The organism is Chlamydia muridarum str. Nigg (assembly GCF_000006685.1).
Lineage (GTDB): Bacteria > Chlamydiota > Chlamydiia > Chlamydiales > Chlamydiaceae > Chlamydia > Chlamydia muridarum.
The window spans coordinates 63644-89602 of sequence record NC_002620.2 but is presented as its reverse complement, the minus strand read 5'-3'; the positions used below and the strand labels follow the sequence as shown (position 1 = coordinate 89602).

Sequence of the window (25959 nt, the reverse complement as noted above, 5' to 3'; positions counted from 1 at the left end):
ATTTTATTTCTTTAGATTTAATTTTTTACTCCTTATCATTTCTTCCTAATTATTCAATTCTGGATTAATAGAGCCTGTTTATGCGTATTGCTATTTTAGGAAGACCAAATGTAGGGAAGTCTTCTATTTTTAACCGCTTATGCAAACGTTCTTTAGCGATTGTCAATGCTCAAGAAGGAACTACGCGAGATCGTTTGTATGGAGAAATTCGAGCTTGGGATTCTATTGTCCATGTTATCGACACAGGAGGGGTAGACCAAGAGTCTACAGACCGATTCCAGAAGCAGATTCATAAACAAGCGTTAGCTGCCGCAGAAGAGGCTTCTGTTCTTTTGCTTGTTGTAGATATCCGATGTGGGATCACTAAACAAGATGAAGAGCTTGCAAAACGTCTTCTTCCTCTAAAAAAACCATTAATTCTCGTCATGAATAAAGCGGATTCTCAACAGGACCTCCAGCGCATTCATGAATTCTATGGATTGGGCATCTCTAATATGATTGCTACATCCGCTAGCCACGACAAGCATATTGATGTGCTGTTAGAACGCATTCGTCAGGTAGCGGAAATTCCTCTTCCATCTGCAGAAGAACAAGAAAATACACAAGAAGAAGAGTTCTCCTCTAAGGAATCTTCTGTAGCCCTACATACTTTCGCAGATGAAACTCTTTTTGAAAATGAATCTTTATCTCAAGAAGAAGCTTCTTTCTTGGAAGAACTTGTTGCACAAACAACAACACCATCTATCTCAAATCGTCCACTGAAAGTGGCTCTCATTGGACATCCCAATGTTGGAAAATCCTCCATTGTTAATGCGCTTCTTAAAGAAGAGCGCTGTATAACAGATAACTCTCCTGGAACTACACGAGACAATGTAGATGTCTCCTATACGTATAACGATAAAGAATACGTCTTCATAGATACTGCGGGACTACGAAAAGCCAAGAGCATTAAAAATTCTGTAGAATGGATGTCCTCCTCACGAACAGAGAAGGCGATTTCCCGAGCAGATATTTGCCTATTAGTGATAGATGCTACGCAGCAACTCTCTTATCAAGATAAACGCATTTTATCCCTGATTGCGAGATATAAAAAACCTCATGTTATTCTCGTTAATAAATGGGACCTAATGTTTGGGGTTCGGATGGAACACTACGTCCAGGATTTGCGAAAAATGGATCCCTATATAGGCCAAGCTCGAATACTTTGTATTTCAGCAAAACAGCGCCGTAACCTTTCACAAATCTTCTCTGCTGTAGATGATGTCTACACCATTGCAACGACAAAACTATCGACTTCCCTAGTTAATAAGGTGCTAGCGGGTGCTATGCAAAGACATCACCCTCAAGTGATTAATGGTAAACGTCTACGCATTTACTATGCGATTCACAAAACGGTAACGCCATTCTCCTTCTTGCTCTTTATTAATTCCAATACGCTGCTCACCAAGCCTTACGAACTGTATTTAAAAAATACTCTAAAAGCAGCTTTTAATTTATATGGAATACCTTTTGATTTAGAATACAAAGCAAAACCTGCGAGAAAATCAAATTAATTTGTAAAAAAATAAAAATCTTTTATTAGAAATAATAAAAAATAAAATAGTTATTTCTTGGAGATTTTAATCCCTATGCACTACGAACTATACGATGAATCCCAATCTGATGATAAACAAGAGCTAGATTGTCTCATCTGTGAGTCAGATAAAACAAAACCTTTAGATGCCTATCATGAAACGGGGGTATATATAGAGGAAGATGATCGAGAAAATGGCGACTTGCTCATTGTACTAGGGGAATCAGTATTGAATGGCGTTACTCGTCAATTCTACATTAGTGATTGTAACTATGCCTATACTCGTAGCTATTATCGAGGCTGTTGGGAAGGCTGGTTTAATATTCCTCCCAAAAAAATTACTACAGCCGAATACGACTGTAATACACTTCTTCATCCAGATTTGCTAATTACTACAAATGTGGAGAAACTGCTCAATGCTCCTAAAGACTTTCCTGCACAAAACGCCAATTTAGACAATATCATCATTTGCATGACTACCTTGAACAGGGCGCATCGGGTACAATTTTTAATCAGTGACAATCATCGCTCTTTCTGGATTCGCCACCATGACGGAGAAGCCTGGTCTGAATGGGCTACTTTTATATAACCACAAAACCTTAATGCTTTCTAATTTTAGCATTCTCTCCAATACAGAAAAGGCAATCTCCCAATAAGAGAGATTGCCTAAAAGGCTAATTTTCCTCTTCTCCGATAATTGTTAGCTCCATAGGGCGAAAATTATCGTGATTATGAAAAGCCGTCGCAACAGTTGGAATAGCATTATCAGGTCTGTCGCTTCGTGTTAAGGATAACTCCAGAGCGAATAAATGTTTCACTATCGCAATACGAATATCCCGAATTAACCCTTCAAATAAAAGGAAGGACTCGTTCTTAAACTCGATCAAAGGATCTTTTTGTCCAACAGAACGCAACCCTACTTCGGAACGCAGCAAATCCATATCCATGAGATGCACTTTCCACTCTTCATCAATATGCGAAATGATCACTGAACGAAGAATATCATTGCAAACCCCCTGAGCACCAGACGCTGATCCAATAATTTCCGTAAACTCAGTGAGCATAGAGGAGAATTTAGCATCAAAAGCCTCTATCAATAAGCCCCCTATATAATCAGCAACGGCATCCACATTTCCTAGACGACGAATTTCCTGATCATCGAGCTTTACAGGGAATGAATAACTCAGCCACTCTTCAACCTTGGGTAAAGAGCAGTGGTCCGCACGAGCATCTTTTAAAATTAGAAACGCCAAAGCCAGCGATACATGCTCGATTTGTTCTCGTGCAACAATGAACAAATCATCTGCATGCAGAACATCATTCCGAAACGCATAAATCGTTTGCCGCTGTTTATTCATCACATCGTCATACTCTAAAGTATGTTTACGTATCGTATAGTTGCGGCCTTCTACCCTTTTTTGTGCAGTTTCAATCAATCGGTCAAACATAGGATCCGACATGGCCTCTCCCTCAGGAGGGCGAAAATGTCGAATCAATGTATTGAGCTTAGGAGATGCAAAAAGCCGCATAAGTCGATCTTCAAAAGAAAGGAAGAACTTAGCCGCACCTGGATCTCCAAGCCGTGCACAACGACCACGTAGCTGTCTATCAATACGCCGAGACTGATGCCGCGATGTGCCTATGACGTAAAGCCCCCCAGCAGCAACAGCTTCTTTATCCAGCTTAATATCTGTTCCTCGACCAGCCATGTTTGTAGCAACCGTTACAGCTCCTACCTTTCCAGCTCCAGCAATAATTTCAGCTTCTTGAGCATGATTTTTGGCATTGAGTACAGTGTGATGAATACGATTTTGTCGCAAAATACGCGAAAGCTTCTCTGAAACTTCTACTGACTCCGTCCCGATCAGAATCGGTTTTCCTGAACGATGTGCGGAAATGATTTCAGCAACAATAGCCTGGTATTTCTCTCGTTCCGTCATATAAAAGGCATCGTTATGGTCGATACGCAAGCAAGGCTTAAATGTCGGGACTTGTAAAACATACAGATTATAGATTTCTTTAAATTCCCGAGACTCTGTAATAGCAGTCCCAGTCATTCCTGCGAGTTTCTCATACAATCTGAAGAAGTTTTGCAATGTCACTGTAGCAAAAGTTTGCGATTCCTTACGAATCGTTACATGTTCTTTTGCTTCAATAGCCTGATGTAAACCTTCTGAAAAACGACGGCCTGCTTGAGGACGGCCTGTATGCTCATCAATGATCACAATCTGATCATCACGAACGATATAATCAATATCCCTTTCCATTAATAAATGGGCGCGCAACAGCTGACGCAATCCATGAGCTCTTGCTTTTCTTTGCGTATCTTTTTCAGAAACAGCGATTTTGCGATTCAACTTATCTTCAGGGGAAAGAGTAGTATCCTCTTCGATCAAGGCATATTCATGCCCCATATCCATCATAACAAAGTCTTCTGCAGCTCCACCGATCTTCTCGATCCACTGCTGCATTCCTTTGTCTGTTAACTCGAAATCATTATTATGTTCATCAACAACGATATATAGGGAGGAAAGTCTCTCTAAACATTCCTCTTTGTTTTGTTCTGCATGATAAAAAACATCCCATTTATCAACCATAGCACGAAGGTCAGGGTGCTCCCGCACACGCCGTAAAACTCTGTTAAGAGGCATCCCCTTACTTACCAACCATAAAGCCCGACAAGCCTCCGAGATGCCTTCCATAATTTTTCTATCTTTAGGAAGCACATCCATCCCTAAAAATGGATCTAAGGTTTTTCTTGCTTCAGCAGCAATATGGTTACACATCTCTCTTTGGAAATGTACTAACTCAGCAACCTTGTCTTTTAATTCAAAATAAACAGGATTATGTTTTTCTCCCGGACCAGAAATAATCAGCGGTGTTCTTGCCTCGTCAATTAGTACAGAATCTACTTCGTCAATGATAGCGAAATAGAACCCACGACCAACCTGCTCTTCTTTTCTTGTCGCGATCGAATTATCCCGGAGATAATCAAATCCAAATTCCGAAGCAGTTCCATAAACTACGTCACACTGATAGATCGCTTTACGTCTTTCTGGAGGAATCCCCGAGACTAAAACGCCTGTTGTTAAGCCCAGCCAACGCAAAACCGAACCTACCCATTCACAATCCCGCTGAGCTAAATAATCATTTACCGTGACGAGATGAACCGGTTTCCCTGTTAACGCGTTTAAATAAAGCGGCATAACCGCAGTTAAGGTTTTTCCTTCTCCTGTTTGCATCTCGGTAATAAAGCCTTTATGCATGGCAATACCACCAAGAATTTGCACGTCATAGGGAACCATATCCCACTGCTGGTGGTATCCAGAAACCTCCACTGGGGTTCCTGCCAAGCGACGACACACATTCTTTACAATACCATATGCTTCGGGAAGGAGTTTATCCAAAGACTCCCCTTCTTGATACCTTCTCTTCAATTGAGGAGTTTTTTCGCGGAGCTCATCGTCAGATAAAGACGAAAATTTCTCATCGCAAGCATTAACCTCTTCAACCAACTTCTGGAATCGTTTTAATATTCTCTCTTGGGAAGATCCGAAAAAACGCTTAAGGAAATCCATCATATGTTCAACACATGCTTTTGAAAAACTCGAATTCTTACTTAGGTGCGCCTGTACAACAAGAACGGAGCTCTTTTATTTCTTTTTGATAATTATCTTTTTATACACAAAATCTCTTTAGGAAAGCCTACTCGAGAGAAAAGAAATCCGTGCATTCAGGCACATTCTAGACTTTCCTCGAGAAAAAGAAAACAAAAAGCACTCGTACAATACGAGAGCTAAACCCTTATGCCGGGCTCACTTATAAGAGAGAAAATTACTATGCTGCCAACAGTAAAGAAACCTCTACTATATGTTGCTGATCAATAGGAAGTTTCTGGCGTAAATTTTTTAGAATTTGCGATCGGCGCTCACGTTCTTCTACAGTTTTATCCCGTTCGGCTAAAATTACCTGAATATCATAAGCCACATCGAAATTTCCTTCCCTGGCTTCACAAGCACTTAATAACTCTAGCACTTCTGGAGAACGTTTAATTTGTAGCGCCCTTTTAGCATAGGCTATCCCTTCTCGAGCAGTAATCACTGTTGCATGCCCAACACCTGCTAACCAAGCCAGAGCTTTATAAGCAACAAGACAGTCTGGGGTCTTTTGGATTACCCGTAAATAGACTTTTTCTGCTTCAGTATATTTTTTCAAATGGCATAACGCTAAACCATAATGCACACAGCAATTCCAATCATCAGCGTAACTTTGACAACGGAAAGCTAATGTCCAGCAATGCTCTGCAAGCTGATAATCCTGCTGATCTGCAGCAGCTAAAGCTGCATAGCGCATCATCAAAGCATCGCCACGAACCCATAATTCACTATTTTGGTAGATCAATAAGGCTTTTTTCGAGTTCCCTAACTTCTGTTCACATAAGCCCACATTGAACATAGCTTCGTCTTTGTAAACAGGATCCCCTAAAAGCTCCCTAAATAGCATCCCCGCGTCAACATACTGTCCACAAATGCGCAAAGAATGTGCTAAGTTATACAAAACATCAATGGAACAAGATCCCAAAGCCCGCGCTCGCCGATAAAAATCTATAGCATTCGCATAATGCTTCGTAACGAAGTAGATATGTCCGACGCTGATCAAGATTTCTTGGTGAGCTAATGGACCTATCCAAGGTTCAACGATCCGATAAGCACAATCTACTTCCCCAAGATATACAAGAGAAATCGTATAACGTGCTACTTCACGCTCTTCTAATAATTCTGAAGGAAGAAGCGAAAAAGCACGTGCAGCTTCTTTGTAAGCACCATGACGAAAAGCCTTATGAGCAACTTCTAAGAAAAACTGAGGGCCAACTAACTTCAACTTTTTGGCCTCTCCGAGAAGCTTTTCAGCCTCCTCAAAACGCTCTTGCTCACGAAGAATTCGGATATACTCAAACAAATATTTACGTCGATAGTGACGCTTTTTCAGAATAGGAACCAGGCGCTGTTCCGCAACCGCCCACTCCTTTAAATCCATACTCAACCGCACGTCTCGCATCACCTGGTTCACGTAGTCGCGAAAGCAGACGACATGCCTATAAGCTTTAAAGATTAAAGCCATCGCTAAGCAAGCCAAGAGTGTCCACGCTACGATTAGCCACATAATGCGCAACTTCTGAGTTTTCTCTCTCTTGCAATATCAAAAAAAACGTTTTAAGTCTTTATTTTTATGAAGAGAAACGTTTTCCTAAAGATTGTCCCATTCGACATCGAGTTTCTAAGCCTTGGGCAGAATGGTGCACCAAGTCCGCATCAAAAATAATACGCTGAGGCTCAAACAACAACACAACTGTCGATCCCCCAAAAGCAAAGAAACCTTTTTCTGCTCCCTTCCCTACATAGCTACCAGGAGCAAAAGTTTGATGGATGGAGCCGACATTTAAAGCCCCTATTTCTATATAGACAACTTTGCCAAACTCCTTAGACTCTATAACGGTTATCTCCCGCTTATTTTCGGCGAACACTTTTAAATTCCTTTTAAGCATCAGCGGGTGAACGGAAAAGAGATACCCATTAATCAGTCTGGGGGTACCTGCAATACCTTCCACTGGAAAATGAAATCGGTGGTAATCAAAAGGTGCCAACCTAGCAATAGCCATACTTCCTTCTGCATATTCGGAAGCTAATTGCTGATCTTCTAACAAAGAGTTCAAAGAAAAAAGTTGGTTTTTAACAGAAAACAAAGAAACATCCTTTATAGAAGGAAACACCAGATAGGCACCGTCCGCAGGAGTGACACATATTTCACTCCCTCCACAAATAGGCCGAGCTTCTGGCTTAAGTTTCCGTATAAAAAAATCGTTAAAAGATGTGAAATCACAAAGGGGACGTAATGCCTCGTCTTCGCAAATACGATATTTTTCAACAAAAGGCCTAATAAAGCGCCTTGTCATTCGCAGTCGTTGAAACCTGCCCACGATTCGAGAAAACAAGCTATTCTTACATAAAAAAGAATACACCCCCCTCCCTAATCGGGTTTCAAGAAAAAACTTAATCGCAAAAGAACAACAGACTGGCTCTTTTTCCACAGCACCTGTTTCGCGATTCACATATAAAAATTCTTGCGATTCCATGTTTCTCTCCTACCCTAGCGGGGATACTTTGCTCTTCTCGCGAAGGTCTGCTACATGCGAAACACAAGGAACTATAAAGAAGTTCCCCTTTCTCAAAAATCCCTTCAGCCTAACATCGCTCGATTTACCAAATATTCTATTTCAAAAATTTATAATAACAAAGGAGCAAACTAGACCTCGTACTCTCCCTAATCTACCTTTCTTGCTTAGAAAGTTCCTCCAAAAGTATAATAGTCTCCTTTTCAGCACTTTGTTTAGCCTAAAGGCGCCTACTTATGCTTCAAAATGATACAATCGCTGCCATTGCAACTCCTCCGGGAGAAGGGAGTGTCGCCATTGTGCGCGTCTCTGGCCCTGACGCTATTTCTATTTCTAATCGTATTTTTTCTGGCAATATTGCAGGCTATGCCTCGCATACAGCCCACCTTGGCACTGTAGTTCATAATGAAGTTTGTATTGATCAAGCTTTAGTGTTGATTATGCGAACCCCCCGTTCTTTTACAGGTGAAGACATTGTAGAATTCCAATGCCATGGAGGATACTTCGCTTGCTCTCAAATTTTGAATGCCTTGTTGGCGGAAGGGGCTCGCGCAGCACTTCCCGGAGAATTTTCACAACGAGCTTTTTTGAATGGGAAAATCGACCTAATTCAAGCAGAGGCTATACAACAGCTCATTTCAGCTGAAAATATTGATGCTTTTCATATTGCCCAAAATCAATTTCAAGGGCATACCTCACAAGCCATTTCCTCGATTTCCTCCTTAATCATAGAAGCTTTAGCCTACATAGAAGTTTTAGCAGACTTCCCTGAAGAAGATATAGAAACGGAACGTTCCCTTCCTGTGCAAAAAATCACAGAAGCTCTCACTATCACACAAGAGCTTCTTTCTAGCTTTGATGAGGGACAACGTCTTGCTCAAGGGACAAGCATTGTTTTAGCAGGGCTTCCCAATGCAGGGAAATCTTCTATACTCAATGCTCTTACTCAAAAAAATCGAGCAATTGTTACCGACATACCAGGAACAACTCGCGATATTTTAGAAGAAAACTGGGTTTTGCAAGGGAAGAATCTTCGTCTGATTGATTCTGCAGGTATTCGAGAAACCGAAAACATTGTTGAAAAAGAAGGAATAGAACGCGCTCGGCAGGCCATGAGTCAAGCAGAGGGCATCCTCTGGGTTATGGATGCCTCTCAACCTGTTCCAGAATTTCCTGCCATCCTATACCAAAAGCCGACTATTTTACTTTGGAATAAATGCGATGTTGCATCTCCCCCTCAACTAGAGGTCCCTTTTCAGCAAATTTTTGTATCTGCTAAAACTGGAAAAGGGTTTTCGGAATTGCGACAAGCATTAAACAAATGGCTCCACACCACACAATTAGGAAAATCTTCTAAAGTCTTTTTAGTTTCTGCAAGGCATCACAGCTTGCTGCATGCTGTTCATACATGCTTAACAGATGCGTTAACAGGATTCCAAGAACATCTCCCTAATGAATGCCTTGCATTAGATCTCAGACAAGCTTTACATTCTATAGGGAATCTATCTGGATCTGAAGTCACTGAAAATGTTTTAGGAGAAATTTTCAGTAAATTTTGTATAGGGAAATAGCCGGATGAACAAGCTACGCGTACCATCCAAGCGAGCATTTATCTTAAACACCTTGAACCAACTGTTCCCCAATCCTGAACCTTCTTTAAAAGGATGGCATTCTCCTTTCCAGCTTCTTATCGCCATTCTTTTATCTGGGAACTCCACGGACAAAGTTGTCAATACTGTTATACCGGCTCTCTTTGCTAAAGCTCCTGATGCGCAATCCATGAGTAAACTTCCTCTTTCTGAAATATATTCGCTCATTGCTCCTTGTGGATTGGGAGAACGCAAATCCGTTTACATCCATGAACTGTCTTGTATTCTTGTAGAGCGTTATGCTCAGGAGCCTCCTCGCTCCCTTTCGGAGCTGACCAAGCTTCCCGGAGTAGGAAGAAAAACCGCCTCAGTTTTTTTAAGCATCTACTATGGAGAGAATACTTTCCCTGTAGATACGCATATTCTTCGCCTAGCTCATCGTTGGAAACTTTCTACAAAACGTAGCCCTTCTGCAGCAGAGAAAGATTTAGTCGCATTCTTTGGGAAGACGAATTCACCGAAATTACATCTACAACTTATCTACTATGCAAGAGAGTATTGTCCGGCCCTACATCACAAAATAGATGCTTGTCCTATTTGTTCTTTCTTAAATTCTTAAACAGACTAACGAGCCTCTCTATGGAAAGTCCCATCCCCTGATTCTGAAGGAATCATTTGCCAAAAAGGAGGTCGAGGGGGACAGCGAAGAATCTCTTCTTTAAGATGTGCATACACATCGAAATGATAATCAAGCAACCAACGCATCAGTAATACCCGCATCATTCTTGCCCAAGCTCGTGGGCTATGGTCTCGAATACTGTATAGACTACCCACCTGTTCTGGTGATGTCGGCTTAACTTTTGCATTTAGATGAATATGGTGCTGTACAACGTGTAATACCACTTCTGCTAAAAATGCTTGTGTATATAGCATATCATGAGGATATTTCTTCGTGATACCTTTCCAAGAATCAAAGAGTTCTTGTCCTTCTTGAGAGAAAATGACACATCCCACAACAAGTTGGTCTTCCTCTTGAAAAAGAGATTCGGTGATCACTCCCCCTACAAAAGTTTGAAAATCTTCGGGACTTACCAAATATAAATCCTTCATCTTCTTAACCGCATCATGACTCCGCGGTGATAAGCTCCGCTTAGATAAAACTTTTTCTTCTAAAAAATTTCGAAGAATTTCAAAGCTTACAGAAAGATACATATCTTGGTTGTCTAAGAAAGAGAGTAATACTTCCACAATCATTTGCGAAGCAGCATCCTCTTCTACCCTCCCCCGTAATGAATCTGGCACCTCTTCTTCTGTACCAGATTTTTGAGACTGGACATCGTGGGTAAAATCTTCCCAAGAAGAGAAATTGCCTTTAGACTTGCGTAGGATAGAATCAGCAACGGACGCAACTTTTTTCACAGGGCGTTGCCGTTCAAAGAATAGGATACTTTTCAACAAAAGTAACTTATCAATGATCTGTCGTTTTCTTACTCTTTCTTTTTTTCGAAATATCCTCGCAAAAAGGGAGTTCGATGGTTGCTCTTGTTTCAAATAAATATCGATAACTGCAAGAAGTCGTGCAGAAATCGCGTAGCTCTCCCCTGAATGCACAAGAAGCTCGCTGATCACTTCTCGTAAAATGCTCGATTCTTCTTCTTGATCAGCTGAAAGCTTTTGATCAAGAGGCAAAGTCTCTAACATTCGAATGCGACGATTATACACTAGTTTACAAGAAGAATCCCGAATGGCTAATTCCAGGATACGTAAATAGTAATCTGTGGGAAAACGAGAATCTAATAGCATACGCGGTTAGGTCTTTTCGCCTATTCTTCACATAATAAGTATTATTTCACGTTATTTATCCCATCCCATCAGAAAATGCCTAGATGTTCCCAACTGAAGAGGGATCTTCTTCACTAGGAATGAAGAAGAAATTCTGAACTAACCCATCTATCATACGTAGATAAGCCTGATGATCTTGTGCAAATGTAGAATACAAACGTCTTATATTCGCATTAACGATCTGAACAACCAGCTGATCGTTCACAGGGAAAAACACTCCTCCTCTCCCCACTCTTCCTAAAGGAGGGAGTAGATCAATAGTAATGAGTTCCCCTAATAATTCTGAAGTCCGAACCCGAAGAGCATCTAAAACATACTTTGCTGCTTGAGGAGCCTGTTCCGCTAATCGATCAATTTCGCTAGCCAATACCAAAGCCTGGGTGTAGTCCGCGGAAGGGTCCTTTTTCTCCAAAGCTGTAATAGACTTCAAACATGAAAAAGGATTCGCGTAATACGGAGTTGCGCACAGTTTAACTAGCCCACGAGAAAAACCTAGCATAGTCTCTCTAGACCATTGCGTTCTGCTACTCAATATGGCTTCAATGTGCTCTTCTGTATCATCAATAAGCGTTCTTCCTTCATCGATCACTGGAGCATCATTATTTTCCAATCGCTCTTCATAATCTCCGCCCACTTGTTCAAAAGAATGTAGCGTTGCCATACGCAAAAGTAGCCCAGTCGCAGCAAGCACTTCTATAGAATCTTCTCTAGCCCCACAAAAATTTAAGCCAGAACGTGTACAATTACGAGCATAGGCGTCTCGTAAAGCATGAAAAATTTTAGCAAAAAATCTCCTGACTGCATTTAAGCACGAATCACTAAACTCACGGCAATGGTGATAAGGCTTAGTTAAAGAAGGCATTTTAGAATGATGCAGCATCTGCTCAATTCCCTGCTGCTCTTCCGCTTTTCTCAGATCATAACTCCCACTACGCCGCGAAATACGCCGCTTCCAAATAGAAGCAACAGCCTCACGAATTCTTCCTAAAAAACCGCGTTGACGTGGAGATTCTTCCAAACTGATATGTTGCTGAAGACTTTCACTTGCTCCTTCCGAAGAAGTGGTACGAAGCAGTGTTTCCGAATTTTCTGCAATCACAGATTCTGCGTGATCAGAAACACGCTCTTCTAGCTCCCCCTCGTCAACATCAGGCACATCAATCCGCTCATCGTTTTGAGGATCATTCGTTTCTTCAGGTCTAAAATTGCCCCCAATAGGACCTACACTATTCACTACTTCTTCCCCTTAGTAATCGAAAGGATCTCCTACACTCTCTCCGCCTTCGAAGAATATATCGGAGGTTAGCGCTGTTACTGTTTGTAAAAACAAAACGGGATCTGTTTGTTGCGCATAATCCAATAATCGTTGGATCTCTTGGGAATTGTCTCGAACTTGTTGAGGACTGGTCTCTTCTTGACTATCTAAAACAAGATTACTCACTTGGCTATTATCTAAAGTGGCTTTCCCACAATTCCCTAAGTAAGCTAAGATATCGTTCTTACTACCTGGTTTAGAAAGTTCTGCAGCATCGATTTGGGCTGCTAAGTCAAGAATATCATCTGTCGTCGGATCAACAGACTCTCCTTCATCGGTAAAGGTATCTCTAACCCCTTCCATAAACTCTCTTAACTGACCTGTAGGCACCTGTCTCCCTCCTAAACAGAGGCAAGAAAGCATCATAAGTCCATCAGTATTTTCATGCTCCCCAAGATCGTCTACTGACTGTTGCCACAAGTCTCTACCACGAGTACAAATCTGGTGAGCTTGCTGGCTATTCACAGAGGTCCCACCTGGGGTAAACAAGGCATATCTTACTGCATCATACGCCCCTGCTTTATAGTTGCCAGATGACTGTTTCTCCATGGATTTTAATTTACTCTGAATATGGGTAGCTACTGTCCGTGTATTCTGTGCACGCAAATCTCCATGAATAACTGCACTGTCCACTTTTGCATCTCCGGTAGAGAGAATTGCTTGGGTTCCCTGTCCAGAAAGAGTTGGGTGATGAATATCCGCTTGGGTAATAGACCTACTAGATGATGGGGAGGCAGTTTTACTATTACGAGAGAAACAATTTCTAAATACATCAGCTATTCGCGCACATATGCCTTTAGATCTTCCTTGGGAAGAAATACTATGACTTCCAAGAGATCCAGCACTGCTGACATTACTCACGCTATCACTGTCACTGTCTCCAGAAATTGGAAGGGACTGATATCCGTTATTCCCACCAGTAGGTCGAATACCCATAGATCCTCCGTCAACAATAACTTTTAATCAACTGTTTTATTAAATTTTAAAAACTTCTTTTTAAGAAAAACAATTGTTTTTATTAAATAAGCTTATAAATTTCTTTTAATTAATTAAAAGAAGAGGTCTTAAGAAGACTGTGTTTTTTACATAAGGCTATTAATAAACGGATATAACTAAGCAAAAAAAAGCCCTGACTAACAGGGCTTTTTTTTTAACCAGATGAGAATCAATAAAGTATATTTAACTGCGAGCAGGGGAGAGAATTTCTGTCCCTGGAAGATAGCCCTTCTCTAAGAATTCCAAAGAAGCTCCTCCTCCTGTGGATACATGGGAAATCTGCGAGGTACATCCTGCTAAAGCAACTACGGCAGCGGCATCACCCCCACCAACAACCGTCACTGCAGAAGAATGACTTGCAAGACACTGAGCGATGGCTTTTGATCCTTGATCGAAAGGAGGAACTTCATAAACCCCAACAGGGCCATTCCAAAATACCGTTGCGGAATCTTGGATCACCTCAGAAAATAGAGCTATCGTCTTAGACCCAATATCGAAACCAGAGAAACCCTCAGGAATCCCCTCCTGTATTGACAACTCTTGCCAATCTTCCCCAGTTTCGCAACGTCTTGCAACTTTGGCATCTACCGGAAGATAAATCTTAACCCCTTGTGTCCGAGCTTTTTCCAAAACCCTTTTCGCTAAAGGAATGCCTGTCTCTTCCACCAATGAATTCCCAACTTGCTGATTCATAGCTTTTAGAAAAGTATACCCCATACCTCCAGCTAACACTAAATTATCAACTCTCGAGAGTAAAGCTTCGATTACCCCTATTTTTGAAGATACCTTAGCACCACCTAGGATGGCCGTAAAGGGACGCTTAGGCTCCACTAATAAATGCTGTCCCAAAAATTCAAGCTCTTTTTCCATTAGAAATCCCGCAGCAGCACGATCGGGGAACATTTGAGGAACTCGATACACAGAAGCATGCTTCCGATGAGAGGTTCCGAAGGCATCATTTACATAAAAATCGGCGTAAGCAGCAAGCTCAACAGCAAAACTAGGATCCTCCTCAGGATGCTCTTCCCCTCTATGAAAACGTACATTTTCAAGAAGAAGCACTCTTCCAGGAGACAACTGCGCAACAGCCTGCCGTGCAACTTCTCCAACACAATCTGGAGATAGAGGCACATGATGCCCCAAATATCCTTCTAATACAGGCACAATAGGAGCTAACGAATACGCTTCTTCGAACATATCTCCCTTAGGACGCCCTAAATGACTGACTAAAATGATCGCAGCATCTCTCTTCAATAGGTAATTGATCGTAGGCATAGCACTACGAATACGGACATCATCTAAAATTTTTCCGTCCTTAATAGGAACATTAAAATCTACACGAACTAGTACCTTTTTCCCTTCTGGGGAAAGGTCTTTTATTGATAGTTTATCCATGCTTATCCGATCCTTAACCTAAATTTTCTTATAGCGCCTAAACAACAGAAAACTCAAGCCTTTATCAAAGCTAAATAAGAAGAATTGTTCAGACAAAAACTTCTTGATCCTGAATATAAGGATCTGCGCTTAACAAAATACTGCGCGTAATAACAAAAAAAACATGATGGAAAGAGCTGCTCCTGCGGGCACTGTAACAAACCACGAGAGTACAATGTCTTTAATAATCCGTAGATTGATAGCTTGCAGCCCTCTTGCTAACCCTACCCCCAATACGGCACCCACAACAACATGTGTAGTTGATATAGGGAATCCAAAAGCAGATGCTGCTGCAATAGTGATAGCCGAGCTCATTCCTACAGAGAACCCTCTCGATGGCGTAAGCTCTGTGATTTTTTTCCCAATAGTATCAATTACACGCCAACCCCATGTTGCCAATCCAAAGACTAAACCTAAGCCCCCTAGAGACATGAATATAAAGAGAACTTTCGGAGAGTAACTTTGCGGATATAGAGCCCGATAAATACCAGCAACAGGAGCTATAGCATTGGCAACATCATTAGACCCGTGGGCAAAAGACATAAAGCACGCAATGACTATTTGTAAGTAAGCAAAAATACGCTCAACAACAAGGTACTGTCGTCCATAATCTGTACTTTTGGATAACAGTCGATCTAACAATGTTCCTGGCCCCACTTTTTGAGGGAGAACGGCCAGTTTAAAAAAGTGCACTCCCCAAATCGTAAAGGCAAAAGCGAAAACAACTAATCCACAAACAACGCGGAAAGCTACAGGAAAAGCCACTACACGAGCCACTGCTCCACTAAGGATAAGGATCAAACCTAAAGCAAAAATAATAATAGCAGATAGAAACGGAGCTATACGCACCATGGCAGAAACTGGATCTCTTTTATAAAGAATGGCTTTTCGAATAAAAGAGAAAATAAGAAAAGCGAAATATCCCCCAATAATAGGAGAGGCTAACCAGCTGACAAATATTCGAGCACAGGAATCCCAATAGATAACAGCATCCTCTTTAAGGATGATTCCAAAGCCTAAAACGCCTCCCACAATAGCATGGGTTGTTGATACTGGCCACCCAAAAAAAGATGCTATCTGTAACCAAACACCAGTAGCAAAAAGAGCTGCTGTCATTCCAAAGACATAATCTTGGGAAGACAGAACATGATCGGCCGGCGCCACTAAACCACTTTCAATGGTACCGATAACTCGATCCCCTAATACCACAGCTCCAAGGAATTCAAAAACCGCAGCAATGAGAACAGCCTGTCGCAAAGTCAACACGCCAGCCCCTACACTTGGCCCCACAGCATTCGCTACATCATTAGCGCCTATGTTCCAAGCAGTGTAGAATCCGCCTATAACCACACAAACCAGCAGCCACCACATGCCTATTTCTCTTCTAGAGTCATACCCACTCGATAAGCTAGTTTCTCGGAATTATTAGATATTCCCGATAGCCTCTTAATAATTTGTGTCCAAAGAACAAAATCTTTTGTTTCGATGGAAAAATTTTCAGAGAATAATATCTTCATTAATTCCCGCTGCAATAAATCGCACTCATGTTCAAGATTAGATACCTCATTCACTAGAACGCGAGTTTTCTCAGCTCGACATCCCCCGAAAGAAGATTCCAAAAGAAGATCCATTTCTCGTATGGCCTTCGCAACAACCTCGAAAGATTGCACCGTTTTTTGCAGAAACTGGAAGAATATCTCTTCAAATTCTGGATAAAACCGCAGCTCTTTCACTGTCAACAAAATTGCGATATCTTCTGCACAATCCGCCACGGAATCTTGCGTTGAAATAATCTCCAACATCGCCAATCGCGATACAGGAATAAATACTCCTGAAGCTAGATGACTTCTTATGTCATTTTTTACGCCATCTGCTTGGCGTTCTTTTGAAGAAACTAGTTGGGCCAGAGCCTCAACTCTTTGATAATCACCCTCTTTAATAGCGCTAAAGAGAGGGAAAAGGACCTCAATACTCGCAGAAACTAGCTCTACATGCGCTTGTAATGGAGAAAAAGGAGATCGACCAAATAAACTTGCTAGAACCTGCATAAGAGCCTTTTTCATTATCCTCGAGAAAATGCCCCTCGTAATATATTCCCTCCGTATATATAATTGCAATCTAGAATGCTCTAGGGGGCCGAAACTTTTTGGCTTTCTGCGATCTTTCACTCTACAGGGACCTTTCTAGAAAACAGCAGGAGATCCATAGCCATGAGTGCTCAACCTCTTCTCCAAGTCAAGAATCTTTCTGTGTCTCTTAATAGAAATACCGTGTCGTTTCCTGTTGTAGAGGATCTTTCTTTCAATGTTTTCCCTGGGCAAACGTTAGCAATCATTGGAGAATCTGGTTCAGGAAAGTCTATTACGGCGCAATCCCTTATGCAGCTTCTTCCAGAAGAGTATTTTTCTATTTCCGGAGAAGCTTTTCTCCATAAAGAAAACTTACTTGATCGTAAAAATCTCTTATCAAAGACGTTATTTGGATCAAAGATGGCTATGATTTTTCAAAATCCACTTGCATCTTTTGACCCTGTATTCACAATTGAGCAACAGTTTCACGAAGTCATCCGCACCCATTTAGATTTAACAAAAAAAGTTGCGCATGAACAAATTGTAACCGTATTGCGAGAAACTGGCTTCCAAGATCCTGAGCGCTGCATTAAACTCTATCCCCATGAGCTATCTGGAGGAATGCTTCAGCGCATGGCCATTGCCATGACCTTGCTCACTTCACCAGATTTGTTGATAGCAGATGAGCCCACGACAGCTTTAGATGTCTCAGTACAATATCAAATTTTACAACTCCTAAAAACTTTACAGAAAAAGACAGGGATGAGCTTACTGGTCATTACTCATGACATGGGAGTTGTTGCAGAAATGGCTGATGATGTTTTCGTCTTGTACGCAGGCCGCATGGCAGAGTACTCTTCTGTACAAGATATCTTCCATTCACCTGCTCACCCTTATACAAAAGATTTATTAGCTTCCCGCCCTTCACAATATAAAAAGCAGACCTTTGTTCCTATTTCAGGGCATCCACCTCATTATACGAACCTTCCAAAAGGCTGTTGTTATTCTCCTCGTTGCCAAAAGGCCTTACCTATCTGCTACAAGCAATCACCACATGCCATATCTTTAAACGATCATCATCACGTGAGGTGTTGGTTATATGAGTAATCCTCCCTTGATCCAAGCAAGCCGATTAACGAAGCATTACTACAAAAGGTCTTTCTGGTTTCAGCAAAAAAAGATCGCTACAACACCTTTGAATAATGTTTCTTTCACCATTCCAAAACATAAGATTGTTGGTCTTATAGGAGAATCTGGTTCAGGGAAAACCACTTTAGCTTTAGGGTTAGCAGGGCTTATCCCATTGACCTCTGGACATCTTACTCTCAATGATAAAGCAGTTCCACTACATAGTAAGCAAGGCCGTCAATACTTGAGCTCACAAGTACGTATGGTGTTTCAAAATCCCCGTTCGTCTTTAAATCCACGCAAAACAATTTTTGACACCCTAAGCCATTCTCTACTCTATCATCGTTTAGTCGCTAAAACCGATTTGGGAGCTACAGTGGAAAGAGCCTTGTCTTTGGTTGGTATTTCTACAGACTATCTCTATGCTTACCCTCATCAACTGTCTGGAGGACAGTTACAACGAATCTCGATCGCTAGAGCTTTATTAGGCGCCCCTCAGCTTATCATTTGTGATGAAGTTGTCTCCGCTTTAGATCTCTCCATGCAAGCTCAGATTCTTAATACGCTAACCTCGCTACAACAACAAGCGCAACTTACTTATTTGTTCATTTCGCACGACCTTGCCGTCGTCCGATCATTTTGCTCAGAACTGATTATCATGTATAAAGGGCAACTCGTAGAAAGCGGTCCTACAGAACAAATATTTTGCCATCCACAGCATCCGTACACACGAATGCTGCTTCACTCACAGTTACCAGAATTCCCCGAGCATCGCCGAGATCTACGCACTCCCCTAATAACTGAAGAGCTTTTCCAGAATCCTAAAGATCATCCTACACTGTAACTTCAAAAGAACCTGCTGTTAAGGCCTTTTCCAGGGATTCCAGAGCTTCCTCTCCTTCTACAAAGAACGATACACATATGCGTTTCCCTTGAGGCTTTACCGTTACAGGATACCCAAAAGTCGTTGCTAACCGTTCTTGATAGGAAACTAAACAAGAAGTCTTTTGTAAGGAAGCTTCCTTTTTAGAAGCGTCTTCTTTACCTTTCAGCAAACGTTTGGCTTCTATTTCTGCCTCACGAACAGCTAATTTAGAAGAAATAATTTTTTCACTGAGAATCTGTCGAAGACTTTCATCTTCTAACGACAAAATCACTTTGGCATGCCCTAAAGTCAATTCTCCCGAATTGATCTTCTCTTGAATCTCATTAGAAAGCGAAAACAACCGTAGATAGTTAGCAACCGTTGAACGCTTCTTCCCAACTTTTTTGGCTACCTTATCTTGAGTAAGGCCAAAAACAACGATCAATCGCCTAAAAGCTTCTGCCATTTCCAAAGGATTTAAATTCACCCGTTGAATATTCTCGATTAAGGTAGCCTCCGCTGCAAGATCATCAGCCAATACTTGCTTCAAAACAACTGGTATCGTTTTGTATCCCGCTGACTGCAAAGCGCGCCAACGGCGCTCTCCCGCTATCAACTCATAATACAAAACCTTATCTCCATTCCGGATCTCCCTAACTACCGGAGGATGAATAAGCCCCACAGCTTTTATCGAAAGGATTAACTCTTTTAAATCTTCCTCAAAAAATATGCGTCTAGGCTGAAAAGGGCTAACCCGAATATCATCTATATTCACTTCTAAAAGCGTATCTTCGCCAGGTAATTTGCTCACAATATTTTCCTAATTCATAGCCTAATAAGTCGTCTTCTACAGACACGTCAAGAATACAAAAACTCAAGATACAAAATCTTACAATCCAAATCAAGCTAGAGACATATGCCGTGTATTCGGATTAAAATGGGAATCATTAACGATACGAACGTAAAATATCTTCTAAAGCTTCCACAAATGAAATAACATCTTGCTGGTCATTATATACCCCCAATGATGCACGTAAAACATGGCCTAAATCCCAACGTGCCATTGCAGGTTGCGAGCATTGATGCCCAGAGCGCACAGCGATACCTTTCCCATCTAGCAAAAAACCTAAATCGGAAGCTTGCACTCCAGGAATAATGATACTACATAAGCAGCCGCGGGGAGTTCCTTGTTGAGGTCCCACAATTTGAATATCAGGTATAGTAAGCAACCGGTTATATAAAAAGCGGGTAAGCGCTGTTAAATGGTCTGACACAGAAAAAGGTAACGCTTGTAAATAATCAATAGCCGCACCTAATCCTAACACTCCTGCGATATGAGGGGTCCCGGCTTCGAAGCGTAAAGGCGGCTCTTGATAGCGAGAAGATTCTGAATCATATACAACCACCATATCTCCTCCGCCTTCCACTGGTGGCAAAGATTCTAAAAGTTCCCTCTTCCCGTATAATACTCCAATACCAGTGGGAGCATAAAGTTTATGTCCAGAAAAAGCATAAAAATCTACATCCCATCCCGAAAGATTTAAAGGTCCACTTCCAACTCCTTGGGCCCCATCTATGGCAAGTAAAGCTCCGTAACGGTGAACTAAAAAAGCTACCTCTTGCACAGGTAGAACTGCTCCCGATACATTACTCACATGAGCTAAACTAACAAGTTGCACACCTTGTTTTAATAATTTTTCCAAATGGCTTAGATCTATGATTCCCTCATCATTCACTCGGACCTTTTTTACTGTAGCTCCAGAACGTCGGCAAGCGATTTCCCAGGACAAAATATTAGCATGATGCTCGGCTTCCGAAACCACAACAGTCCCTCCGGCCAACCAACTATCATTAGCTGCAATAGCTAGTAAATTGAGTGAAGAGGTCGTCCCTCTCGTAAAAACAATTTCCTGGTCATATCGTGCTCCAATCCAAGCAGCTACTTTTGAACGTACTCGCCAATATGCAGAAGATATATCGTGCGATGCACTGTAAATCGCACGATTTACAGTCGCATATGAAAAGCTATAATAATCTGTCACAGCATCAATCACACACTGAGGCTTATGTGTAGTGGCTGCAGAATCTAAATAAATATACGGATCTTTCTGATTCCTAAAAATGGGGAAGTCTTCTTTCACATTGTACATCGTTAAAGATCCAAGTCTTTCAGTTTTGGGAAATACGTTTTCTCTATATCCAATGCTAAAAAACTTTTCTGCAAAGTTTGCTTAGCATCCATCAAGCTAAAACCTCTAGAGCGAAGATAAGTAAGAAGATGCGCATTCAAAGAGCCTACTGTTGCCCCATGAGAGGCTTTCACATCATCGGTTAAAATTTCTAATCGAGGAAAAGTTGCTGCAGAAGCACGATTACTTAATAACAAAGTATCGTGCTTCTGATAAGCATTAGACAAAGTGCCTTGAGGGCTAATATGGATTCCTCCTTCAAAAGCAAAATATCCCTCATCTAATATGGAACGAATGTTTTGGCGAGAAGAAGTTGCTCGTGCATCATGATACATCGTGTTATGCACTCCCAAACAATCTCCACCCAAAACCTTAACTAAAGATTCTCCATGTGCAGATTCTCCTCTAAGAGAAAAAGCATTTCGAAACCATCCCTTCCCCATAGAACGCATTTCTTGGACAACAGCACAAGCTCCTTTGCGTTCCACCTCTACATGATGAGACCAAACCACTCTCTCAGTCCCTTTAGGGAAAGATTTTACAGTCAAAATAAGCTCTGCCTCCTCCCCAAGGAAACCAAGCGTTTGCCCAAAGAGATGGAAATTCTGCGGAATTGTCATGGTTTCCATTTCTATGGATATAGACGCTCCTTTCCCTAAAATAAAAACAAAGTAAGGCGCACTCATTTTTTTATAATCGTTTTCTTCACTACCTACGTAGTGGTGATGCACGACAAGAGGAGCTTCAAACTTTTGCCCCTCAGGGATGTAAATGACTGTCCCCTCTTCTCCGCGAAGCAAAGAGTGTGCTTTTTCTAATGGATCTTTATCTTGTTTCTTCTGAAAAAAAGCTCGTGCCTCACATAAAGGCGCCACAAGAATACCCGAAGGCAGCTTAGACAAAGAGGGCACAAAATACCCATTCACAAATACGCAATCGGCTGATTTCTGATCAGAAAAAGGAGTAAAAAACTCACTCCCTCCTAGACAATAGATCCATGGGTTTGTTCCCTGAGGAATCTCGCGTAGCCAAGAACAGGCATCTCGAAATACATGATCACGTTGATATTTGCCCCATAAAGAACTGAGCGCTTCTAGTAATCGCTCATTAGGATGAATTAGCCTTTGCTGATAAGTTCCCCTCATAGCTTACTCCCGGGTAACAACATCCAACAATTCTTGATAACTCTTTCTTTCTAGCTCCTCCATGAGATGCATATCCCCGGAAAAAACAACTCTCCCATTCAAAAGGATGTGTACATGATCAGGGTGAAGAAGATCCCCGAGTCTCGGATTATGAGTCACAATGCAAAAGGCAGTTTCAGGATGTTTACGTCGATAGGTTTGTACAACAGAGCAAATGCCCTTCAGGGCATCTACATCAAGCCCTGAGTCGGGTTCATCTAGCACAACCATTTTGGGTTCCAAGATCAACATTTGCCAAAGTTCGTTCTTTTTTTTCTCTCCCCCTGAAAACCCTTCATTGACATTTCTATCAGGGAAAAAATGAAATCCTGGGAATCCATAAGTTTCTTCTAAACTCGCAAGCAACTCATTGAAAGCAGAATCTTCCAACACCTCTTGATTACGAGCTTTTCTACAAGCATTACAAGCCTCTTTTAAAAAAAGACGATTATTGACTCCGGGAATTTCTGGAGGATGTTGAAAACTAATGAACATCCCTGCATGAGCCCTTTTCTCCGGAGACATCTCAATTAAGTCGCTTCCCGATAAAGTCATCCTCCCTGAAGCTACCTCTACACTGTCATCCCCAGACAGAACTTTAGCTAACGTGGATTTCCCTGCTCCATTAGGCCCCATAATGATATGGAGTTCTCCTGGGCGAATAGACAAAGACAACCCTTCCAAAATCTTTTTTTCTTCACAACACACGTGTAAATCGTATAGATGAAGCATTTCTAGCCCACACTATTTTCTAATTTAATCATTAATAACTTTGTTGCTTCTCGAGCAAATTCCAAAGGCAATAACTCTATAACTTCTTTACAGAAACCATGTACGACTAAACTCACAGCCTCTTCTGTATCGAATCCCCGACTACGCAAATAGAAAAGTTGTTCTTCCCGTAATTTAGAAGTTGCTGCTTCATGCTCTACGCAACTTTCTCCATTGTGAACTAGAATTTGAGGATCTGTGTAAGCTCCACAAAGCTCTCCAACAAGCATAGAATCGCATTGCGTATAGTTACAACTTCCCACAGCTTGTGGAGAAATAGAAACTAAACTTCTAAAAGTATTATGCGATTCGTCAGCGGAAATTCCCTTCGAAACTATAGTTGAAGAAGAACCCTTGCCAATATGTAACATTTTTGTTCCTGTATCTGCTTGCATCTTCCCATTAGTCAAGGCTATGGAATAGAATTCCCCTACACTATTCTCTCCCCTTAAAATACAGCTCGGGTATTTCCAAGTGATCGCTGCACCCACTTCAACTTGTGACCAGGAAATTTTAGATTGCTTTCCTGCACAAAGCCCTCGTTTCGTAACAAAATTATAAATCCCACCTTCTCCTGTGTTGCGATCCCCAGGATACCAATTCTGAACTGTTGAATAGCGGATAGTGGAACGATTATTCGCTATTAACTCAACAACAGCTGCATGTAATTGGTGAGAAGAAAAAGCAGGAGCAGTACAACCTTCCAGATAACTTACATAAGCATCATCCTCAGCAATGATCAGGGTCCTCTCAAATTGGCCAGATTCTTTATCATTGATTCTAAAATAGGTAGATATTTCCATTGGGCATCGTACGCCCTTAGGAATATAAACAAATGAGCCATCGCTGAAGACCGCAGAATTTAATGCCGCAAAAAAATTGTCTCGAGCAGGAACCACAGATCCCAAATAACGTTTCACTAAATCGGGATAGTTATGAATAGCCTCACGCAATGAACAAAAAATTACGCCAGCTTCCTCTAAAGTTTTTTTGAAGGTCGTTCCTATGGACACGGAATCAAAAACTAAATCCATCGCGACATCTTGCACATTAAGCAATCTTTTTTGCTCATCAATAGGAATGCCTAATCTTTTAAACGTCTCGAGAAGCTCTGGATCGGCATCTTCTAATTTCCCTAAGGGTTTTTTAGATTTAGGCGCCGAAAAATACACCATTTCATCATAGGAAATCGGAGCATAATGAAGGCGAGCCCATTTCGGTTCCTCCATCTTTTGCCACAGACGAAAAGCTTTTAAACGAAAATCTAACAAAAATTTTGGCTCTCCCCGTAAATGCACCAATCGTTCTATATGTTCTTCACTAATACCTGGTGCTAATCCCTCAGATTCTACAGGAGTAACAAATCCATAAGGATATTCCTGCTGCTGCAGAAATTTATCTACCGGTGCGTCCATGATCCTCCTCTTTTATCAGAATGCTACTCTAGCTTGAGCGAAGTTCCCGAGAAAAGAGCCTATTATTGCCTCTATTCTAAAAAAAACAAAACAAATCCTTAGCTGCAATTCTAGACGCCGCCTTTCTAAAAGCTTTTTTAAATTTTTTAGAGAAAAAGACAGCCTAGGGAAAGAAGTGATCTTTCCCTAGACCCAAGGAAAGGACTGTTAACCAGTCCTTAAGAAAAAAACTTGTTGGCCACGGATCGTAAAAAAAATGGAATTTTTCTACAACACAAACAAATAAAAATTCAAAAACCAAGTCGTTTTGTTGAGAAGAAAATCACCATCATTAAAAGTTGGCTACTTTCAAAATAGCGTCTCTTTCTCACGAATAAATCCTGAACTACTCACAGTTTTTTGCAACAATGGAGCGAACACCGATTCCTTAGACATTAAGAAAGAAAGCTCCTTCTCTGCTTTGTCAGATTCTCCTTGTATATGGTGCAAATAGCCCAATAAATAGTGCGATCGTTCGTGATCTAAATTAATTCCCAATGCCCGATAAAATGCATCATAAGCCAGCTCATTCTGCTTAAGATCCATATGCGCCAACCCTATATAAAAATGTGCATCTGCATCTTCAGAATTCAATTGCAAAGACTCTTGAAAAGCTTTTAACGCCAATCTTGTTTTATCAAGCGTTAAATAGCATAGTCCCAGGTTATAATGCCCATCAGATAGATCGGGTCGTAATTGAACAACTCGCTCATAAGCTTCCGTTGCTCGATCCCACATCTTATTTCTGGAAAGTAAGTACCCCAATTTTACCCAAGCTTTCCAATAAAGAGGGTTTCTCTTCACAGTTGATTCCAATAAATCAATCGCCCCCTCTTCATCTTCCATATCTGATAAAATCACAGCCTTATTATATAAACTTTGAGGATTCCAAGGATCGAGTTGTGCAATACGATCAAAGCAAGCAATGGCATCTTCATAACGTAACACACGATGATAGGCGCTTCCTAAACTAAAAAGGCATTCTATGTCCTCAGGATGAAGCTCTGCATATGCCTGATAATGGCCAATGGCTTCCTCTACACGATCTGCTTTATCTAAGGCAACACCATAACAATAACGTAAATAGCTGTCTCCTGGCTCCTCATCCAATCCCTTCTTACACCAAACCAAAGCTTCAGCAGTCCGTCCTGTTTCTAAAGCAATAATTCCCAAATAACAATAGGCTAACCCAGCTTCTGGATCTAATTCTAAAGACTCTTTCAACCTTTCTTCAGCTTGTTCGTATTCACCACTCAAAAATAAATTAATTCCTGAACACAAAAACTCTTTCGCTAAATGCTTTTCCGCTTCTTCCATAGTCGTTCCCTGTCAAAGTAACACCTCACTTCTACAGGAGCAAAAAGCGTGCCAATCTCCA

21 protein-coding genes are annotated in these 25959 nt (G+C 41.3%); 6 read left to right on the top strand and 15 right to left on the bottom strand.

The window, feature by feature from the left end:
* Positions 1-80 precede the first annotated feature (80 nt).
* Complete coding sequence (gene der, locus TC_RS00400) at positions 81-1553, top strand: ribosome biogenesis GTPase Der (RefSeq protein ID WP_010229302.1); 1473 nt, start codon at positions 81-83, stop codon at positions 1551-1553.
* A 75-nt stretch (positions 1554-1628) separates the two neighbouring features.
* Entirely contained in the window at positions 1629-2162 is a 534-nt protein-coding gene (locus TC_RS00395; RefSeq protein WP_010229299.1) for a hypothetical protein, read from the top strand.
* A gap of 85 nt (positions 2163-2247) precedes the next feature.
* On the opposite strand, the gene secA is transcribed toward TC_RS00395, so the two are convergent.
* The 3 genes from secA to TC_RS00380 all read right to left on the bottom strand — a co-directional run bounded on the left by secA (position 2248) and on the right by TC_RS00380 (position 7706).
* A complete protein-coding gene (secA, locus tag TC_RS00390) occupies positions 2248-5154 on the bottom strand; it encodes a preprotein translocase subunit SecA (RefSeq protein ID WP_010229296.1) in 2907 nt (968 codons plus the stop codon).
* 256 nt (positions 5155-5410) lie between these two features.
* Positions 5411-6736, bottom strand: coding sequence for a hypothetical protein (locus tag TC_RS00385; protein WP_010229292.1), 1326 nt, complete (start codon positions 6734-6736; stop codon positions 5411-5413).
* A 64-nt stretch (positions 6737-6800) separates the two neighbouring features.
* Positions 6801-7706, bottom strand: a complete 906-nt coding sequence (locus TC_RS00380) for a phosphatidylserine decarboxylase (RefSeq protein ID WP_010229290.1) — start codon at positions 7704-7706, stop codon at positions 6801-6803.
* Between the two features lie 275 nt (positions 7707-7981).
* Between TC_RS00380 and mnmE the strand changes: the two genes are divergently transcribed.
* Positions 7982-9316, top strand: coding sequence for a tRNA uridine-5-carboxymethylaminomethyl(34) synthesis GTPase MnmE (gene mnmE / locus TC_RS00370; protein ID WP_010229287.1), 1335 nt, complete (start codon positions 7982-7984; stop codon positions 9314-9316).
* A 4-nt stretch (positions 9317-9320) separates the two neighbouring features.
* The gene (locus TC_RS00365) at positions 9321-9953 is read left to right on the top strand and encodes an endonuclease III domain-containing protein (RefSeq protein ID WP_010229283.1); all 633 of its coding nucleotides are present in this window, start codon (positions 9321-9323) and stop codon (positions 9951-9953) included.
* A 5-nt stretch (positions 9954-9958) separates the two neighbouring features.
* Here TC_RS00365 and TC_RS00360 read toward each other — a convergent pair whose 3' ends face one another.
* From TC_RS00360 to TC_RS00335, 6 genes are all read right to left on the bottom strand, one after another.
* Positions 9959-11137 (bottom strand): hypothetical protein, encoded by a 1179-nt coding sequence (locus TC_RS00360; RefSeq protein ID WP_010229278.1) that lies wholly within the window; start codon positions 11135-11137, stop codon positions 9959-9961.
* Positions 11138-11216: 79 nt separating this feature from the next.
* A complete protein-coding gene (locus TC_RS00355; protein WP_010229274.1) occupies positions 11217-12410 on the bottom strand; it encodes a TmeB family type III secretion system effector in 1194 nt (397 codons plus the stop codon).
* Between the two features lie 12 nt (positions 12411-12422).
* Entirely contained in the window at positions 12423-13427 is a 1005-nt protein-coding gene (gene semD / locus TC_RS00350; protein WP_010229272.1) for a SemD/SinC family type III secretion system effector, read from the bottom strand.
* A 243-nt stretch (positions 13428-13670) separates the two neighbouring features.
* Positions 13671-14882 (bottom strand): phosphoglycerate kinase, encoded by a 1212-nt coding sequence (locus tag TC_RS00345; RefSeq protein ID WP_010229269.1) that lies wholly within the window; start codon positions 14880-14882, stop codon positions 13671-13673.
* A gap of 129 nt (positions 14883-15011) precedes the next feature.
* A complete protein-coding gene (locus TC_RS00340) occupies positions 15012-16292 on the bottom strand; it encodes an inorganic phosphate transporter (RefSeq protein WP_010229264.1) in 1281 nt (426 codons plus the stop codon).
* Between the two features lie 2 nt (positions 16293-16294).
* On the bottom strand, positions 16295-16969 hold the full coding sequence (locus tag TC_RS00335; RefSeq protein WP_010229262.1) for a TIGR00153 family protein: 675 nt from the start codon (positions 16967-16969) through the stop codon (positions 16295-16297).
* A gap of 162 nt (positions 16970-17131) precedes the next feature.
* Here TC_RS00335 and TC_RS00330 point away from each other — a divergent pair, with 162 nt between their 5' ends.
* Together TC_RS00330 and TC_RS00325 are read left to right on the top strand one after the other, a co-directional pair.
* Positions 17132-18097: an ABC transporter ATP-binding protein gene (locus tag TC_RS00330; protein WP_010229260.1), complete on the top strand. Its 966-nt coding sequence runs from the start codon at positions 17132-17134 to the stop codon at positions 18095-18097.
* Positions 18090-18962, top strand: coding sequence for an ABC transporter ATP-binding protein (locus TC_RS00325; protein ID WP_010229258.1), 873 nt, complete (start codon positions 18090-18092; stop codon positions 18960-18962). Before TC_RS00330 ends, TC_RS00325 begins: the two co-directional genes overlap by 8 nt.
* Here the strand turns inward: TC_RS00325 and TC_RS00320 are convergent.
* The 6 genes from TC_RS00320 to TC_RS00295 all read right to left on the bottom strand — a co-directional run bounded on the left by TC_RS00320 (position 18952) and on the right by TC_RS00295 (position 25898).
* Positions 18952-19794: a ParB/RepB/Spo0J family partition protein gene (locus tag TC_RS00320; RefSeq protein ID WP_010229253.1), complete on the bottom strand. Its 843-nt coding sequence runs from the start codon at positions 19792-19794 to the stop codon at positions 18952-18954. The genes TC_RS00325 and TC_RS00320 overlap by 11 nt on opposite strands.
* 136 nt (positions 19795-19930) lie before the next feature.
* Positions 19931-21133, bottom strand: coding sequence for a cysteine desulfurase (locus tag TC_RS00315; RefSeq protein ID WP_010229248.1), 1203 nt, complete (start codon positions 21131-21133; stop codon positions 19931-19933).
* A 2-nt stretch (positions 21134-21135) separates the two neighbouring features.
* Positions 21136-22317, bottom strand: coding sequence for a Fe-S cluster assembly protein SufD (sufD, locus tag TC_RS00310; protein WP_010229244.1), 1182 nt, complete (start codon positions 22315-22317; stop codon positions 21136-21138).
* Between the two features lie 3 nt (positions 22318-22320).
* The gene (sufC, locus tag TC_RS00305) at positions 22321-23088 is read right to left on the bottom strand and encodes a Fe-S cluster assembly ATPase SufC (RefSeq protein ID WP_010229242.1); all 768 of its coding nucleotides are present in this window, start codon (positions 23086-23088) and stop codon (positions 22321-22323) included.
* 2 nt (positions 23089-23090) lie between these two features.
* Positions 23091-24542, bottom strand: a complete 1452-nt coding sequence (gene sufB, locus TC_RS00300) for a Fe-S cluster assembly protein SufB (protein ID WP_010229241.1) — start codon at positions 24540-24542, stop codon at positions 23091-23093.
* A 348-nt stretch (positions 24543-24890) separates the two neighbouring features.
* On the bottom strand, positions 24891-25898 hold the full coding sequence (locus TC_RS00295; RefSeq protein ID WP_010229239.1) for a tetratricopeptide repeat protein: 1008 nt from the start codon (positions 25896-25898) through the stop codon (positions 24891-24893).
* Positions 25899-25959 lie beyond the last annotated feature (61 nt).